This is a genomic window from Aquimarina rhabdastrellae, from assembly GCA_947387485.1.
Classification (GTDB): Bacteria; Bacteroidota; Bacteroidia; order Flavobacteriales; family Flavobacteriaceae; genus Aquimarina.
This window is the reverse complement of the sequence record CANDNT010000007.1, coordinates 15,206-33,826: the sequence shown is the minus strand read 5'-3', so window position 1 is coordinate 33,826 and position 18,621 is coordinate 15,206. Positions and strand designations below refer to the sequence as shown.

Annotated in this window: 15 protein-coding genes; 12 read left to right on the top strand and 3 right to left on the bottom strand. The window is 32.5% G+C overall.

Annotated features, from left to right (window positions below):
• Positions 1 to 57: 57 nt before the first annotated feature.
• The gene (locus ACYEKI_RS11955; RefSeq protein WP_459211427.1) at positions 58 to 1,035 is read right to left on the bottom strand and encodes a M23 family metallopeptidase; all 978 of its coding nucleotides are present in this window, start codon (positions 1,033 to 1,035) and stop codon (positions 58 to 60) included.
• A 128-nt stretch (positions 1,036 to 1,163) separates the two neighbouring features.
• On the opposite strand from ACYEKI_RS11955, the gene alaS reads away from it, so the two are divergent.
• Together alaS and ACYEKI_RS11945 are read left to right on the top strand one after the other, a co-directional pair.
• Positions 1,164 to 3,800, top strand: a complete 2,637-nt coding sequence (gene alaS, locus ACYEKI_RS11950) for an alanine--tRNA ligase (protein WP_459211426.1) — start codon at positions 1,164 to 1,166, stop codon at positions 3,798 to 3,800.
• Positions 3,801 to 3,894: 94 nt separating this feature from the next.
• On the top strand, positions 3,895 to 4,842 hold the full coding sequence (locus ACYEKI_RS11945) for a GSCFA domain-containing protein (protein ID WP_459211425.1): 948 nt from the start codon (positions 3,895 to 3,897) through the stop codon (positions 4,840 to 4,842).
• A 74-nt stretch (positions 4,843 to 4,916) separates the two neighbouring features.
• Here ACYEKI_RS11945 and ACYEKI_RS11940 read toward each other — a convergent pair whose 3' ends face one another.
• On the bottom strand, positions 4,917 to 6,086 hold the full coding sequence (locus tag ACYEKI_RS11940) for a DUF3103 family protein (protein ID WP_459211424.1): 1,170 nt from the start codon (positions 6,084 to 6,086) through the stop codon (positions 4,917 to 4,919).
• Between the two features lie 267 nt (positions 6,087 to 6,353).
• Entirely contained in the window at positions 6,354 to 7,157 is an 804-nt protein-coding gene (locus ACYEKI_RS11935) for a S24 family peptidase (protein WP_459211423.1), read from the bottom strand.
• A gap of 365 nt (positions 7,158 to 7,522) precedes the next feature.
• On the opposite strand from ACYEKI_RS11935, the gene ACYEKI_RS11930 reads away from it, so the two are divergent.
• The 10 genes from ACYEKI_RS11930 (at position 7,523) to ACYEKI_RS11885 (ending at position 18,545) form a co-directional block, all read left to right on the top strand.
• Positions 7,523 to 10,978, top strand: coding sequence for a hypothetical protein (locus tag ACYEKI_RS11930; protein WP_459211422.1), 3,456 nt, complete (start codon positions 7,523 to 7,525; stop codon positions 10,976 to 10,978).
• A 107-nt stretch (positions 10,979 to 11,085) separates the two neighbouring features.
• Complete coding sequence (locus ACYEKI_RS11925; RefSeq protein ID WP_459211421.1) at positions 11,086 to 13,734, top strand: HAD family hydrolase; 2,649 nt, start codon at positions 11,086 to 11,088, stop codon at positions 13,732 to 13,734.
• Position 13,735: 1 nt separating this feature from the next.
• Entirely contained in the window at positions 13,736 to 14,185 is a 450-nt protein-coding gene (locus ACYEKI_RS11920; protein ID WP_459211420.1) for a hypothetical protein, read from the top strand.
• Positions 14,186 to 14,199: 14 nt separating this feature from the next.
• The gene (locus ACYEKI_RS11915) at positions 14,200 to 14,679 is read left to right on the top strand and encodes a hypothetical protein (RefSeq protein ID WP_459211419.1); all 480 of its coding nucleotides are present in this window, start codon (positions 14,200 to 14,202) and stop codon (positions 14,677 to 14,679) included.
• 64 nt (positions 14,680 to 14,743) lie between these two features.
• Positions 14,744 to 15,088: a hypothetical protein gene (locus tag ACYEKI_RS11910; RefSeq protein ID WP_459211418.1), complete on the top strand. Its 345-nt coding sequence runs from the start codon at positions 14,744 to 14,746 to the stop codon at positions 15,086 to 15,088.
• 217 nt (positions 15,089 to 15,305) lie between these two features.
• Complete coding sequence (locus ACYEKI_RS11905; RefSeq protein WP_459211417.1) at positions 15,306 to 15,665, top strand: hypothetical protein; 360 nt, start codon at positions 15,306 to 15,308, stop codon at positions 15,663 to 15,665.
• 531 nt (positions 15,666 to 16,196) lie between these two features.
• Positions 16,197 to 16,625: a TIGR02594 family protein gene (locus tag ACYEKI_RS11900; RefSeq protein ID WP_459211416.1), complete on the top strand. Its 429-nt coding sequence runs from the start codon at positions 16,197 to 16,199 to the stop codon at positions 16,623 to 16,625.
• Positions 16,618 to 17,037 (top strand): phage holin family protein, encoded by a 420-nt coding sequence (locus tag ACYEKI_RS11895; protein WP_459211415.1) that lies wholly within the window; start codon positions 16,618 to 16,620, stop codon positions 17,035 to 17,037. The genes ACYEKI_RS11900 and ACYEKI_RS11895 overlap by 8 nt, the downstream gene beginning before the upstream one ends.
• A gap of 82 nt (positions 17,038 to 17,119) precedes the next feature.
• A complete protein-coding gene (locus tag ACYEKI_RS11890) occupies positions 17,120 to 17,767 on the top strand; it encodes a hypothetical protein (RefSeq protein ID WP_459211414.1) in 648 nt (215 codons plus the stop codon).
• Positions 17,768 to 17,816: 49 nt separating this feature from the next.
• Positions 17,817 to 18,545 (top strand): hypothetical protein, encoded by a 729-nt coding sequence (locus ACYEKI_RS11885; protein ID WP_459211413.1) that lies wholly within the window; start codon positions 17,817 to 17,819, stop codon positions 18,543 to 18,545.
• Positions 18,546 to 18,621 lie beyond the last annotated feature (76 nt).

The following is an 18,621-nucleotide window of genomic DNA, read 5'->3' as shown; positions in this document are numbered from 1 at the left end:
AAGTTTTCAAGCGTTTTTCAAATATGAAATTAAGCTTTTTAGATATAAAACAAAAATTTAATCCAAGGTTTCATTAATTAGAGATGAAGCTTTTAGCATTTCATTAAATTCTTGAGAAGTTAAACTTCCGTAGTAGAAATTACGAGGATTGATACGTTTACCATTTTTAAAGATTTCGTAATGCAAGTGTGGAGCAACAGATCTTCCTGTACTCCCTACAAAACCTATGATATCACCACGTTTAACTTTTTGCCCTTTTTTAACATTGTATTTGTTAAGATGCGCATAAAGGCTTACATAGTTAAAACCGTGATCGATACGTATATGTCTTCCGTATCCTATAGAATTAGCATCAGCTCTAGTTACAACACCATTACCGGTAGCATAGATAGGCGTACCTCGATTAGCAGAGAAATCCATACCGTAATGAAATTTTCTAGCCTTAGTAAAAGGATCTGTTCGCCACCCATAACCAGATGCCATACGTCTTAAATCTTCGTTTTTGATCGGTTGTATAGCAGGAATAGTTGCTAACAATTCTTCCTTTTTCTTTGCTAATTCGGCAATCTCATCAAGAGACTTTGATTGAACTACAATCTGCTTTGTAAGTTTATCAATGTCCTCACTAGCTTTAATAATAGTGTTAGAATGATCAAACCCTTCAAGATCTTTATAGCGGTTTACTCCACCAAATCCTGCATTACGTTGCTCTGCCGGAATAGGAGGCGCACCAAAATACAGTCGATAAATATGATCGTCTCTATCTGCGATCTCTTTTAAGATTTGTTCATCTCTTTCTATACGTTTATTAAGGAGCTCATATTGGAGCTTCATGTTATCTAGTTCTCGCTTGTATGCCTTTTCTTTTGGCGTTTCAAGTTGAGGTATGTTAAGATAGATAAGAAGCAATGCTGCACTAGTTATAGTTAAACCTATAAGTACAAGTATAGCTATACCGAATTTCTGACCTTTTTTAGGTTCAATCTTTCGATAAGAAAGCGTCTCACTATCATAGTAATATTTAACCTTTGACATAATTTAAAATATGCTATTTTTGCAAAATATCGATTATAAACCGTTATACTATTTTGTAAGTAATTCGGACAAAGATAGTAAAATGTTGTAAAGTCGAGAAAAAATTAAATATAGCAGAAAATTAAACTATGAAATCCCAAGACATTAGAACTAAGTTTTTAGAATTTTTTGAATCCAAAAAACACAGTATTGTGGCCTCGGCCCCTATGGTTATTAAAAATGACCCAACCCTGATGTTCACAAACGCCGGGATGAACCAGTTTAAAGAATATTTTTTAGGAAATAGTACTCCGAAAAGCAACCGTATCTCTGATACTCAAAAGTGTTTAAGAGTAAGCGGTAAACATAATGATCTTGAAGAAGTAGGTATGGATACGTATCACCATACGATGTTTGAAATGCTAGGAAACTGGAGTTTTGGAGATTATTTCAAGAAAGAAGCGATACACTGGGCATGGGAATTACTTACCGAAGTGTATAAAATAGATAAGGACATTCTTTATGTATCAGTATTTGAAGGTGCAAAAGATGATAATCTAGAAATGGATCAAGAAGCATTTGATTTATGGAAGGATATCGTACCAGAAGATCGTATCATCATGGGGAATAAGAAAGATAATTTCTGGGAAATGGGAGACCAAGGTCCATGTGGTCCATGTTCAGAAATTCATGTAGATATACGATCGGCAGAAGAAAAAGCAAAAGTACCAGGAAGAGATTTAGTAAATCAAGATCATCCACAAGTTGTAGAGATCTGGAACTTGGTATTTATGCAATTTAATAGAAAAGCAGATGGTTCTCTAGAAAAATTGCCTGCACAACATGTAGATACAGGTATGGGATTTGAGCGTCTATGTATGGTATTACAAGATGTAAAATCTAATTATGATACCGATGTATTTACACCGTTAATCAGAGAAATAGAGACAATTACTCAAGCAGAGTATGATAAAGATAGCTTACCTACAGATGAAGATGGAAAAGTAAGTGTAGCTATACGTGTAATCGCAGATCACGTGAGAGCAGTAGCATTCGCTATAGCAGATGGGCAATTACCGAGTAATACAGGTGCAGGATATGTGATTCGTAGAATTTTGCGTAGAGCAATCCGCTATGGATTTACATTTTTAAATACAAAAGAGCCGTTTATCTATAGACTAGTAGATGTATTGTCTAAAAAGATGGGAGACGCATTCCCAGAATTAAAGGATCAAAAACAATTGATCCAAAATGTAATAAAAGAAGAAGAACAATCTTTTTTAAGAACATTAGAGCAAGGACTAGTACTTCTAGATTCTATTATTGCTGAAACAAAAGGAACAGTAGTTTCTGGTAAAAAAGTATTCAAATTATTTGATACTTATGGATTCCCTAAAGATTTAACAGGGCTAATCCTTAGCGAAAAAGGGATGACTTATGAAGAAGATGTTTTTGATACAGAAATGCAGAAACAAAAAGAAGGAGGTCGTGCAGCTACAGCTATGGAAACTGGAGATTGGGTAATCCTTGATGATGATACTGAAACAGAATTTGTAGGATATGATACTTTAGAATCTCAAGTAAAGATCGTAAGGTACAGAAAGGTAGAGACTAAAAAAGAAGGAGAGCAATATCAATTGGTATTTAACCTAACACCTTTCTATGCAGAAGGAGGAGGACAAGTAGGAGATAAAGGATATCTAGAAGCAGCAAACGGAGAAGTAGTTTATATCATTGATACAAAAAAGGAAAATAGCTTAGTAATGCATATTGCTAAGAATTTACCAAAGAATGTAAACGAAACGTTTAAAGCTGTTGTAGATGAGAAGCAACGTTTTAGAACAGCGTGTAATCATACTGCAACGCATTTATTGCATCAGGCATTACGTAGCGTTTTAGGAACGCATGTAGAGCAAAAAGGATCTGCGGTACATTCTAAGTATTTACGTTTTGATTTTAGTCATTATAATAAATTGACTGTAGAAGAATTAAGAGACGTAGAGAACTTTGTAAATGCACGTATCGAAGGTAAGTTATCATTAGTAGAGCAGCGTAGTGTTTCTATGGACGAAGCGCAAAGACAAGGAGCTATGGCTTTATTTGGTGAGAAATATGGTGATGCAGTGCGTACAATTCGATTTGGAGAATCTATAGAATTATGTGGAGGAACTCATGTAGAGAATACAGGAGATATTTGGCATTTTAAAATAAAATCAGAAAGCGCTATTGCTTCAGGAATCAGACGTATAGAAGCGATTACTGCAGATGCGACAAAAGAGTTTTATTTTGAAAACAATAGAGCATTTTATGAAATAAAAGATGCTTTAAAAAATCCTAAAGATCCAATCAAGGCAATTGTAGGATTACAAGATGAGAACGCTAAGCTGAAAAAGCAAGTAGAAGCCTTATTAAAAGATAAAGCAAAAAACCTTAAAGCTTCTCTTAAAAATGAGTTGACAACGGTAAACGGAGTACAATTCTTGGCAAAAGAAGTGGATCTTGATGCAGCAGGTATAAAGAACTTATGTTTTGAATTAGGAGGAGAAATAGAGAATTTATTCTTATTGTTTGGAACTTCTCAAAACGGAAAAGCGTTATTATCGTGTTATATCTCTAAAAACTTAGTAGAAGAGAAAGGACTTAACGCTGGAAAAGTAGTAAGAGAACTTGGTAAGTATATCCAAGGAGGTGGTGGAGGACAAGCGTTCTTTGCTACTGCAGGAGGTAAAAATCCAGATGGAATTGCCGAAGCATTAGAAAATGCAAAAGCCTATCTTAACGAATAAGCATAGATCGCTATAGGATTGCTTTTATAAAAAGTAAAACTTTAATATATTTATTCCCTCTCCATAATCGAGAGGGAATTTTTTATCTTCAAATATGAAATTACAAACCCAGATTCCGATACAGGCAAAAGAACCTAAAATTGACTATCATTCTCAATTGACGTTGATAGGTTCCTGTTTTGTAGAAAATGTAGGAGAAAAACTAGAATATTATAAATTCCAGAACCTACAAAATCCGTTTGGAATTCTCTTTCATCCTAAAGCGATAGAAACCTTTTTATGGATGGTAAGTAATGAAGACGAATATACACCAGAAGATCTCTTTTTTCATAATGAATTATGGCATTGTTTTGATGCACATTCCTGCATGAGCGGAGTCGATAAACAACAAATGTTAGAGCGTCTTAACGGAGCGCTTAAAACGACAAAAGCACAGTTAACCTCAACGACACATGTGATCATAACACTGGGAACAGCTTGGGTTTATCGATTAAAAGCACTGGATATGCTTGTGGCAAATTGCCATAAAATTCCGCAAAATGAGTTTACAAAGGAGTTATTATCAATTAAGGATATAACAGATAGTTTAAACCATATTGTATACTTGATTAAAAAATTAAATAAAGCAGCCAATGTAATCTTTACGGTATCACCAGTGCGACATATAAAAGATGGTTTTATCGAGAATACAAGGAGTAAAGCACATTTAATAAGCGCCATACACGAGGTAATCGCAGCACAACCAGAGTTAAACTACTTTCCTTCATATGAGTTAATGATGGACGAATTAAGGGATTATCGTTTTTATAAAGATGATATGATTCATCCTAGCTCAATTGCAGTAGATTATATATGGGAAAAGTTTCAGGAATCATGGATAGCTATAGAATCATATGCAACCATGAAAGCTGTAGCTACAGTGCAAAGAGGATTACAGCATAGACCTTTTCAAGAAAATAGTCGTCAGCACCAGCAATTTCTTCATAAATTAGAATTCAAGAAGAATCATTTACAAGAAAAGCATCCGCATATCAATTGGTAAAAAAATAAGGAAGTCCGTAGACTCCCTTACTCAAAATTTATAACAAAAAGTAATTGGTACCACAAAGAGTGGTATTAATTGTCAAGTATTGTAAAAGGAGAAAGATTTACTTTCGCATTAGCTCTAGCTCCCATATAATTTGTATATCTTTTGTTTTTCTCGATAGTATAAAAAGAATCTACATAGTCATCATCATTAGTATACCACTCATCTGGAGTTGCTTCAAGAATAGCAGCTGCTACAGCACCTAAAACATTAACCCATGGTTGTTGAGAAACTAAACCTATGATCTGGAAAACTCCGTTAGTAATAGCAGTAACAAGACTTTTATAATTGTTGTTGCTATCTTTTTCGAATAACTGAATATTAGCAGCTTGATATCTGTAATCATCCCAGAAAAGCATTACTTGATTAGGGTAGTAATCAGTACCATCATGATCAAGGTAATACATAGGAATAATCTTAATTTCTGGCTCTTTATTAGTGTTTTTAATACCAGAAGTAATCGCATAGATTTCTGCTGCACCACTAATCCATGGCTCTTCGTCATTGTTTAAACGAATCTTGTCAAGTTTTGTAGTTTGAAGCCCGCTATTTGCTTTAGAAGTAGGAGATAAATCCATTTTACTAGAAGCAAAACGCGTATTTTGTAAACCAGAAGCTTGTAACTCTTGATTCATATAGTCAACTTCCATTTTTAAAGTTTCAAAACCGGAAGTTTCTATAACAAGAACAGGAACAGAAGGAAGAGAGTGTACCTCTAAATTTACTTCTTGTTTATCTAATGTGTAAGCCACGATAGAAGTCCATTCGCTTTCGTCTCCTTCAGGAGCAAAAGCAACTAATAAGTTTGAAAAATCAGAAGTTTTTTGAAGTGGTTGTTGTAACCATAATTCAGGAATTTCAATTACATCAGGAAATGATTTAGCCCTTTCTTCAGCCTGAGTAATAGAATTCATTAAAGCAGCATAAGCAGGATTATTAGCTTTTGTACTGTTTTGTTGTAATAATGTTGAGAGTTTGATTCCTGGAGAGTGATCCTTTTGTAAGCCCTGTAAAGTATTAGCTTTAAAACCTGAATCCTGTAAAAGATCAATCAAATTAAAAGCTAGTTTTTTCTTGTCAATAGAAGTTTCTTTTTCTGTAATAACAGCGTTATCTTCTAGTACTAACTCCTCAGATTGACAACTGAAAAGTAGAAACGCCACCAATAGTACCTGTAATACTAAAATAGGTTTTTTCATGATTTGTAATGTGTTTGTGTGATTATGATATGGGCGAAAATACTAAAATAATTGTATAAAACGTTGTTTTGTAGTGTGTTGACGGCGCAAAAGAAAGATGGTAAAACCGTAAAAACTAAAACAATAATAATGCTTTATTGTCGTTGTGGGCACAAAATTAACTGTAGAGCGGTTAAAAAAGTGTATTTAAGAAAAGACGAGTATTAAGATCTAAAAAAAATGAGGAAGGGGAATGATATAAAAAAAGGAAGTCATAAACATAACTTCCTAATTTTTATTTCTTAATTCTTCTTCAAGAAAGATAACTTTACTTTCTAGATCGTGCAAACGATCATAAACATCAACTGGTTCTGGCATTTGTTTTGAAGCAAACATAGTAACATACCATACCTCCATAATGTCTTCTACATTCATAGTATAAGTAGGATAATTACCATCTTTATTATCTGATTTTAAGATGAGTTTTCCGCGTTCTTCGATACGGTTAATAACACGTTTTAAAACAATACCATCATTGTGACTAACAATTACATATACACGACCATCTTTAATATCGCTAAGATCTTCTACATATTTTCCGAAAACTAAATCTCCATCAAAAAAAGTACGTACCATAGAGTTTCCTTGTACCTCAAAACAACGATAAGTACCATTGTTTAAATGAGGCATATTAAAAGAAGGTAGCGTTTCAATATATTCGGCATCGCCATAACCATCTAGATAACCTGCTCTAGCTTTGATAGGAACATAGACTACATTTTCGTCACCTTGATGATTTACAGCAACTACTTGAGGAATACCAGCATATGTTTGAATCTTTTTGGTATCAGATTGTAACATTGCCGTACTTTTACCAAATAAGTAATCAGGATTAATATTAAATTCATTAATGATACTCGTTAATAAATCATATCCTGGTTTTGTACGTTTACGAGTTCCATCAGGTTGAGGTCTTCCGTTAGTAATACTATCAATAGTAGTACTGGTAACCCCTAATCGTTTTGAAAATGAATTATTATTAAGATGAAAGTACAAGATAATCTCCCTTATTTTTTCATGAATACTTTCCATAATTATAGTTTTTAAAACATTTTACAAAAACAACTGTTAAATGTTTGTTTTAATCTGTAAAATGATTTATATTTGCATTGTAATTTGTTGCTAAAATACTAAAAATAATTCAGATGTAAGAAATTATGTCTGTAAAATGTAATAAATATCGAAAAAAGAGGTCCATTTCATCAATCAAATCAATCAAACAACAGTTAATTATTCAAACATTTGCTTGGATAAGGTAACGTTATACAAAGCTTAATAGCGCGTATATTTTTTATGATTTTAAAAAACAACTCAAACTGTGTATTTGAAAGCTATACAGAGAGTTGAAAACATAAAAAACAACTCTAAAGCTATGTGTAATTAAAAATCAAAATTTAATGAATCAAAATCTAAAGCATACTATATATAGATTTGTTACCTTAAGATCCCCAGAATTAATAGAAGAAGAAGCAAAACAGGAAAATTTTATCACATACCCTCAAGGTCAAATTTCCCCTTTTGTAAATGCAGTACAAGAACTAGCACCAGAAAGTAGTACAGCAACTATGAAACAAGCTGTAGCTACAGCAGTAAACGAATATACAGTTAGTTTTGCATCAAATAAATTATTGAGAACAAGCTATCCTCAATTATACAGGTTTTCTAAATGGTTAGTAAAAAATAGAAAGAAACTTGCGGTAGTTCAAGTCAAAGAACAAATAGCAGATATAGGAGTACAACGACCTACAGTTACTCAAATACGACAAATTTGGGACGATTTACAACACAATATTCTTACACAGGGATCTGCTTATGTAAGAGATATGTTATTAGCTATTTTAGTAGGAGATTTTTTCTTAGAAAAATATGACAAAGTAGCCGAAACAGATGAAGCTTTCCAGAAACTAGCGCAAGCTAGAGTAGTTTTGGATAAAGCTTTTATTGTAAATGATGCTTCAAAAAATACTGTAGCAAAACTTAAAGACAATACCGAAGAGAAGTTTAATCAACTACTCGAAAAAGCTGATATCGAAGCAACAATCGAAGAACTTCGACGATATGAAAAAGAATTAAAAATAGCAGCGCAAACCTATGAGCGAACGCAAGAAAAAGCGAGATTAGCCTATGATAAAACTTACGAAAGTGAAGTACAGCAAGCTTATAGCGCAGCTACAAAAACAGATCGTGTAGTAACAGATGAAGTAACAGGAAAAACAGCTACGGTTACAGCATACGAGAATCTAAACTTACCAACATATACCTTTGAGTTGGCAATGCCGCTTGACGAAAGTACTTTAAGTAAAAACATTAGTGAAGATACCTTGGCATATGTGAAAACATTACAAGAGGAGAGGCTTATAGAAAATTTTGAAGAAGTATACAATGTTATTGCAGAAGAAGTTAAAGAACTCCATGAAACTTTAACTCAAAATGTAAAAACAACAGCTCAAGAAGTAAATGTATTAGGAACAACATTGCCAGTAAGAGAGCGAAGTGCAGCTCCATTTTCTTTTAAATGTTGTACAAGAAGAAGTAGAGCCAGTTTTATGCATACGATCAATATTGCAATAGAAGTTCCTAATAACAGTTATGAGGTAGCAAGTACTGTATATCATTTAAAACTTAGTGCAAATCCTTCATCAAACACTACAGGAGTATTTAGACAAACTAGAAGCGGAAATACAATTACGCTAGAATTATTTACTTCTAGTGTAAGAATAGACAGTGATATAGAAAGTTTTAAAGGCGAAATTAAATTTACTAATGGAGAAACCTATACGTTTGATGCTGTAGGATTAACATTAAAAGCATGTGCGCTAGGAAAATTAGTAATAAAAGGTGGAGGAACAACAACTTCTAATGATGATGAATCCGTTACCTTTGGGCTACAGCGATTAGGGATAGCAGATTATCGTAGAGTAGAGCAAGAAGTATGCTGTTATGTTCCAGGAGAAGTTTCGCATATCGAGAATATTATGGCTCGCGAATATAAAGAACGATCAACACGTAGATTACGTCGTTCTGATACTACAGATACGATATCTAGTGAGCGTGAGGTAGAGTCATTAACAGAAACCGCATCTACAGATCGTTTTGAGATGAGTAGAGAGATTTCTTCATTAACAGCCCAAGATCAATCTTTTGGGGCAGGAGTAGGCGCTGCATATACCAATGGGATTACGAGTGTTAATACAAGTGCTAGTTATGCAAACAATACGAGTAAAGAAGACTCTAATAGTCAGGCAGTAGATCATGCACAAGAAATGACAGAAAGAGCCTTAGAACGTATCGTAGAAAAAGTACGAGAAGAAAGGGTAACCAAAATCATCGAAGAATACGAAGAAAATAATGCGCATGGTTATGATAATCGAGAAGGGAATACACATGTTTCTGGAGTATACAGATGGATAGATAAAGTGTATAAAAATAAAGTTCTGAATTATGGAAAGCGTTTGATGTATGAATTTATGATTCCAGAACCGGCAATGTTTCATAATCTAGCACAAAGCGAATATCAAAATATTGCCAAAGAAGATACACTCGAGCGCCCTATTGACCCTAGAAAAGCAGAGCGATATACCTTAAGTAATTCAATTAAAAATGTAACTACAGATCAGTTATTGTATTGGGCAGGTGTGTATAACGCAGAAATAGAAGCGAAGCCAGAAGCAATGGTTACCGTAGGTAAATCATTCCATATTATTCATAGTGGTGGTGGAGCATTGGATCATACAGAATCTAATTCGGGAAGTGGTGTAATTCAAGTTCCAGGAGGATATAAAGCCACCAAAGCATATGGAGTTTTTAATGCTTCGGGAGATGGTGATGATCAAGGAGTTTTATTATCTCTTAGTATAGGAGATTTAGTAAAAACATATAAAGGTCGTTTAATACATCATACCTTACAATATTCTACTAGAGGAGAATATTTAAGCTTTAGAAAACCATTTACAACAGAAGTTCCTGTCTCATACACTTTAGGAAATCACGTAAGTGGAGATATCACAACTTCAGTAGTATGTGAGTTAACTCCAGAAGGAGAAGAAACATGGAAATTAAAAGCGTATAATACAATCATAGACGCTTATGAAGAAAAATTAGAAAATTACTTAGCTCGTAAAGGTCAATTAGAAAGCGAACAAAAAGATAAAGTACGTGTAAATCCTGGATTGTATAGAGAATTAGAAAAAACAGTTTTACGCAAAAATTGCATTACCTATTTATTAGGACACGAAAAAGTGGGTATTTCTGGTTTATTTAATGGAGCAACTACAGCTTCTGGAATCGTACCTAATCATACAAGTGAAGCTTTAGAAACTTATGCAGCTCGTGTTAAGTTTTTTGAACAAGCTTTTGAATGGGATATCATGAGTTATAATTTCTATCCATTCTATTGGAGTGATAAAAACAATTGGGTAGCAAAGTATAATATTTCAAACGATGATCCATTGTTTAAAGCTTTTTTACAAAGCGGAATGGCTAGAGTTATAGTAACTGTACGACCTGGTTTTGAAGAAATGGTAAATTGGTATCTGGCTACAGGACAAATCTGGAGCGGCGGACAAGTACCTACTATAGATGATCCAGAGTTTGTGTCTATTGTAGAAGAGTTACGCGAACCAGAAAGTGTAGTAGAAGAAACATGGGAATCTAGAATCCCTACAGCATTAACTGTTTTACAAGCTGGAACTATAGGGCTTAATGTAGAAGGATTGCCATGTAATACCGATTGTGGTGGAGCAGGAGATAATCCGATCACTCAAGTAGGAGAAGAAGACCTAAATACCAACGATACAGATACTAACGCTGTAGGAGTAGGTAGTGATATTATAGGCGATACTACAATTCTATAAGATAATTAATACGTATCAATATAGAGAAATAAGGGCTCATACCTTAAATATGAGCCCTTATAAAATACAATCCATTCATAATCATTTTTCAAAAAACGAATTAGCCTATGCATGCATATGAATATGGGCTGCAGCGCTTTAAGCAACGGTATCAAAATACAGCACGTCTTACCGTGTTTAATGAGATAGTAGCCCCATTAAACGCTACACAGCACACAACACCACCATTACCAGAAGGTGTTTACGCTTTTATAAAAAAGCAAGGAAATAATGTACAATTATTAACAAGAAAAACACCTTTAAAAGCAGCTATAGTACAAGATTATTTAATCCCTACAGGACAAATAATCCCCCAGAATATAAATGTACAATTACCTGGGGTTCCGGGGAACTATGAGACATTCTCTTATGGAGAAGAAGAATTAGTCTATATTCCGCAAGGATTAGAACTAGAAGAAGTAGTCATTTTAGGAACTTCAAAAATAGACAAGAATACAGAAGAGAATGCTAAGCAAAAACGACTACCAGAATTGATTAGATTGCCAGAGCAATTAGTCGAGCTAGGCATTTCCATTTTTGCATTCGTGTCGGATGATGGTGCAAAGATCGAAAGAGCATACCAACAGATTGATGAGGTACGGGCAAAAGAAATAGTATTATTTGTAGAAAATGATATAGGAAATAACTTAGCTGGAAGTGTTACTAGAGTAAAAATAGGAGCAGAAATACCTAAAATAGTAAACATTTCGTATCAAGATTTAGCCAAAGTATTTAAATACCATGAAGTAGAGATCACTCCAGTAGATTTAAAGGAACTAATAAAAGATGCTATAGCTTATAACGATAGTCTTAATTATTATGTACAAAAAGGAGTATCAGAAACTTTAAGATTAGTACTCTTGCCTTCGCATTTTGTATTAGAAGAAGTTGCAGATGTAATGGATTTTATAGCCAAAGAGATTACAGAAGCATTAAAATTACCTGAGACCCGTTGGAAAGTTTATAACGAAGAAGGTAATATTGATCCTAACTACAATCCACTATTACCAGGTAAAGAATGGTTATCACAAAAAGCATCAGAACGTAAAGCAGAAATAGACGAAGCAAAGATGCTTGCGCCATTTCAGGAAATCTTTAAGCAAATCGAGAAACATATAGATGATGCTTTAGAAGCTTGGAATATAGGATCATTAGAAGCAGTGATCAAAGCGCGATTTGAGACCTTAAAACAATGGATGCAATTAATAGAAGACTTTATCAAACAAGTTTTAAAATATGGCGTAAACTTTATCATTGCTCAATATTATAGAATCAATGCTACTCTGGTAGGGATAATCAATAGTTTAGTAGATGCAGTTGCAGGAATTTTTCAGTTACTAAGTTTTATATGCCGTCTGGTTATTGCCATAGGAAAGTCACAACTAGAAACCATATCAAGTCCGACTTCACAGATCAGTTTGTTTCTAGAACTCTTAGAAAACATGTTAGATAGTGTTTGGAATCTGATCAGTTTAAAAAATGTAAAAGCACTATTAGATTTTCAAATTAAGATATTAGTAGCATTGGCCAAAGATCCAACTTTAGGAATTACAAGTGATAAAGTAGGCTATGCTTATGGTTATATTATAGGATTTTTAATAGAAGAAGTCATTTTTAGTATACTTACAGGTGGAGCAAAAACCATAGCCGAAGCCATAACAAAAATGGCAGATGCGTTTACAAGTTTATTAAACGGAATTTATAAAACAACACGAAAAGTAGCTATATTGAGCATAAATCTTATTATAGACCTTTTTGCAGCATTGCGAAAAATAGCCAAAAATGTGCCCAAAGCTTTAGATGATGTATTTCTGTGGATACAAGATAAGATTCTAGACGTACAAGTAGCTGCTGTATTAAGTGTAAATCAACGATTGTTAAGTGCCTATCCTAGTTTTACGATCATTGCTTTAAGCGAACTGACACGTATTTTTAAGTTTGTTATTAAGAAAGAAACATTAAGTCGATTAGCTACATATAAACTACAGTTTTTATACAAAAACGATGAGTTTGTCTTTTTGTTTAAAGAAAAAGAGGTTTTTAGAGGAGATAAAGCACAGGCAAAATTAAAGCTTAAAGAGATTCTTGAAGAATTAAAGAAAGGGAATTTAGGGAGGTATTTGGATGAAGTAGTTTCAAGTATAGGAAAAACAACAAACATTATCTCTAAAGGAAAAGTAATTGCTAAATTTACAAGAGGTAAAGAATTGGAGTTAATAGGAAGAAACTTTAAAAAAATATATGGTGATTCAATAATAAGATTAAAGCTTGATGCTACGGTTGCTGTAACTGGTTTAGTCGATGATGTGTTAAGAATAAAAGAATTAGGAAAAAAAGCACCTGACTTATGGAATCAAGGTATAAATATAGGAGGTACAGATTTATTATCTTCTCCTATTTGGTTCAAAATAAAAGATACGTATAAACACCTTGAAAAAACTAACCCTAAATTATATTGGAAAAATGTAACAGAAGACTTTTGGAACCAAGTTAATAGACCATGGTTAGATGATATAATAAAAAGAGGAGATGATGTACGTTTTGTTACAGATCCTAAATTAGAAAAATCTAAATATGTTTTTTTGAAAGATAAAGATATGTTTGCTACTGATATTTACGGAAAAAAAGTTCCGACTATATTTGGTAGAGAGGTGAAATATTTATTAAAAAATGGATATAAAATAGAAGGTGAAATTGCTACAAAAATTAAAAAATAAAATGATAAACAAGAAAGAAAATTATATACCTGAGAGTTATATGACTATAGAGATGGTAAAGGAAGTAATGAATGAATTTACATGGCCATTACCATATGATGTTATTGAAGATGATGAGTTATTTAATACATTAATCATAAAGTTTCCCACCTGTGAGATAGAATTATATGATGTACCAGAAGATGGTATTAATATGACTTTTTTAACTTATGATAATGGAAAAGAATTAAATGCAGAATATGTAGATATAGTTTATTTAGAATGTATTGAGAATTATAATCCAGAAGAACATTTAGATATTGAGTATAATGAATATGAAGATAGAGAAAGAGATACTCAAAAAATGATAAGAAATAAAATGAAGAATTTACAATATTATCATTTAGGATTTATAACAGGAACAGATTATAGTTGGGTAGAAAAATACTTAAAAAGAAAGAAAAGCATTTGAATTAGTTTGTATACATGCAAATAGAATATTTAAAATATTTAGAAGAGAATTTTGAAGAGATTAAAAAAGAAGGAATACCAACAAAAGCTACTTCCATAGAAAAAATTAAAGAGATGGAGTTAGCGCTTTTAGGGGAAGGAAAACAATTTCCTAAAGCGTTTAGGGAATATTTATTTTTAATGGGAAATTATGCTCCATTAGATATAGGAATAAGTGATGAATGGTTGGTAAAAGCTTCTATAATGCTTAAAGACGATTTAAAAGAACGAGGAATAGAAATGACTAGACCTATAGTTATAGTAAAAGAATTATATAGTAAGATTTTTGGAATAATATATTTAGATGAAGGAGATGATCCACAACCATGGAACTGTTCTATAGATAAAGGATATGATTCAGATGATGGAGAAATCATATGGAAAATGCCATTTTCAACTTTTGGTGAAATGATAAAAGCTTTTGTAGATTTAAGGCTAGCTAGGGTAAGAAGTTAATAGTGATTAATTATAAAAGAGAGAAAGTGTCTTAGTGTTACTAAGGCACTTTTTTATTAGAAACATGAAAAAAATAAGATTTGGAGATAAAGACTCACTAGGCAGAATTGTACAAGAGCCTATAGCAATAAATGAATCGTATGATTTATTAGCGTATTTCATTTCAGATACGAAATATAATGTTGAAGAAACAATAGAAGAATTGGAAACAATAGCGCAAGGAAGAAAGACGATTGATGAAATAACAGAAAATACAGAATGGATAATTAGTGAAGATATAGGTGTTTTTAATTGTGATAGAAAAAAGGCATATTTAAAATCAAAGGTATCTGATTTTAGAGATATAGAAATGCCATTAAGAGAAGTTATTAACCTTTTGACTGAATGGAAATTATTTTTAAAAGAATAACATTATAAAGATATATTTTTAGACAAAAAAGGAATAATGATATCTTAAGTTTCCCAACTTTTAGCGAAATGATTAATGATAGTGTAGATTTAAGACTAGCTAGGGTAAGAAGTTAATAGTGATTAATTATGAAAGAGGGGGGCTTGTTGCCACAGAAGAACTTTATAATGAATGTGCTTTGATTATAGGGATACCTCCTTTTAAGAATGATGTTTAAATGAAAAGACCAGAAATAATAAGACGATATTATAAAAATCTAGAAGATAAAGGTCATGGTAAATATATTGGAGAAGAATATTGGTATAAAGGAGAACCATATACTGGATTTGTAATCTTTGAATATTATGATAATGGAAATGTATTATTAGAACAGGAGCACGTTAATGGACAAACTATGGGATGGGAAATAGAATATTTTTCTAATGGAATGATAAAGGAAGAAACGTTAATGTATGGAGCTACTTCTGTAGTTTTTAGAGAATATTCTGAGCAAGGTGAATTAATAACGGAAGGATGGGTTTCTCAAAGAGAATATTACAATATTGTAGCTAAAGAAACAGGAATGGAATCGATTTAAATAATCTTATAGTAGACTAAAGAACTTAACCGTTTTATCATTTATTCTGATAAAACGTTTTTTTTATAAATAAAACTGTGATAATACATAAGTTGCAACATAATACAATTTTATTTATGTTTTTTGTGTAAAATGTTTGTATACATCTGTAATATATATTATATTTGTAAAGCTTTCAAATACACAGTAAATCTTGTTTTTTAAAACAGTGTTTTTACATCATTTCTATTTTGATAAATACTATTAAGTTAGAAATGATACAATAATCAATCGTTGTTGGATAGAAATTTTACTTTCAAAACTTAAACCATTCTGGTTAAGAAATCAAAAAACGAAGTAAGAAACATAAATTGTTCTATTCAAACATAATACCGAATAAACGATGTAAAATAAAGAAAATCAAAAAACGAACAGAAATTATCAAAAAGACATTTGTTAAATACTTTAGAATTAACCATTAATAAATGTCAGTAATCTTGTTTTAGAATAATTACCTATTCTAAAACTAAAAAATCATCAAAAAATCAACCCATGAATTTAATACAAAAAGCGCTTACACAGTATGGCGTCAAGGAGACTATTGGCCCAAAAGATAATCCTCAAATTGTAGCATACTTTGATGAAATTGGTTTTGATGGAGCAAAACTACATGACGAAACTGCATGGTGTAGTGCGTTTGTCAATTGGGTAGCCAAAACGACAAACTATCCTTATAGCGGCAAATTAAACGCACGTAGTTGGTTGTCTATTGGGCAATCTACAGATACGCCTACACTAGGAGATCTAGTGATATTATGGAGAGAATCTCCAAGAAGTTGGAAAGGGCATGTAGGGTTTTATATTAAAGAAACTGCTAGATATGTATACATACTAGGAGGAAACCAAAACAATAGCGTATGTATAAAAGCATATCCTAAGAGTCGAGTATTAGATTACAAAAAACTATTAAAAAATGGATAAAAGCATGCAGTACATCTTTTGGTTACTTACATTAATATCTCCGATCAAAACAGTAATGTTTACCATAGGATTTTTGATCATGGTAGATTTTATTACAGGAGCCTATGCTTCAGTAAAAAACAAAGTCCCCATACGCAGTGCACGAATAGCACATACGGTATCAAAATTTTTTATTTATAATCTGGTGATTCTATCCGCATTTCTGCTAGAAGAATTTATTGTAAAAGAAATTCCGTTTCAACGAGTAATAGCAGGATTTATAGCCATTACAGAAATCAAATCCATTTTAGAAAACTTTGATAAGATTTATGGAGTAAATCCATTTAAAGCATTGATAAGCTATTTTAAAAAAGGAACAGTAAAAGGCGTGATAGAAAGCATGTCACAAGAAGAAAAAACAAGTACCCGATAAATAAAATACGGTATCGATACTTTGACCTATTGTTAAAGTATCGATACCGTAAAAATGATAAAAAAATCAAAAAACAATAGTAATGAAAAGAACAAAAGAAGTACTTAAAACGTATTTTGAAACAGGAGATCAACCTACACAAAATCAGTATGAAGATCTTATTGATAGTTTGCGTCATGAAGATGACGGCAAAGTAATTAAACTATATGAAGAAGTAGAAGGAAGACCAACCATCACCTTATCAGATGATACACAAATTAGTCTTCAACAAACGGTGACAACAACAAGCGGAATCGCAGAACGAGAAAGTTTTTCACCAGAAATAAGTTCAGGGAGAGCATCTTATGGAGTCGAAGGAATAGGAGTATCGTATAAAACAGGAAATCGAGTGGATTTCTCAATAGTGTATACAGGCTTGGCATTAGAAGAAGGAACTACAGAATCATTATACATCTATGGATTACCAACCTTTGGGAGAAATATAGTAGATGTAGATCAAACTTTATTTCAAGTACAGTTAGAAGGATTCCAAGATCAAATCTCAGGATTAGAAACAAACTATGATCTTTCTGATGCTTATGCAGGAGTGACGACAATCGGACAAGAAGTGCTTTACATTAATGTAAAAGCAAATAATAGATATGTAACGATGCCTAAACTAAGTGCCGTAAATGGAACAATAAGAGTAAGAGGAACATATTATTTAACATCAGGAAGTGATGGTAGATAAATAGCGCATAGCATAAGAATTCAATTCAATCAAAAAACAAAAAAAGAAGATGAAGAAAAATATAGAAACCCTAAAAACATATTTTGAAACTGGGGATCAACCTACACAAAATCAATACGAAAATGTTATGGATAGCTTTGTATCAAAAAAAGACGGAGGAACATTTAATGCTCAAATTGCGATAGATCGAGATTTATCACAGGCACAGAGTTGGAGTTCATATGATGAACGAAATCTTAATAGTGGATGCTTAGCCTTAGGAAGAATCATTGATACTTACGAAAATGGTTTTCAGCAACGATTATTACATTTCTTTGATTTTCCAGCAATGGATGTACTTAATGAAAAAGACTCTGTATTTCTGGGAATAGAAGATCAAAATAATAAAGGACGTTTTAGATTTTATGCAGAAAAAGACGGACAATCATTTCTTTCTTTAAACGATAAAAATCAAACCGAATTCTTTAAAGCAGGTCAAGTTTCAGAAGATCAGTTTTATGTACAATTGGTAAAACCTAATTCTAGAGTTGTTATAGGATCACATGCAGCTTATAAGCCAGAAGCAAAATTAGTTGTAAAATCAGGAAATGCAATTGTAGAAGGAACTGTTGAAGCTGAAGAAGGAAACTTTAATACAGTTAAATTGACAAACTCTGGATATACAGGAATAACAGATGGGGCTACAACTCCAGTGCCATCACAAGGAGCAGGAACTATGATTTTTGATAACGGAAGCTTTTATGGCTTTAACGGCAATCAATGGAAAAAAATAGGGTAAACTTTAGCTGTCCTTTCCTAAAAAGGGAAAGGACAGTATGCTAATAATAAAGATCAAAAAAACGAACATATAACTT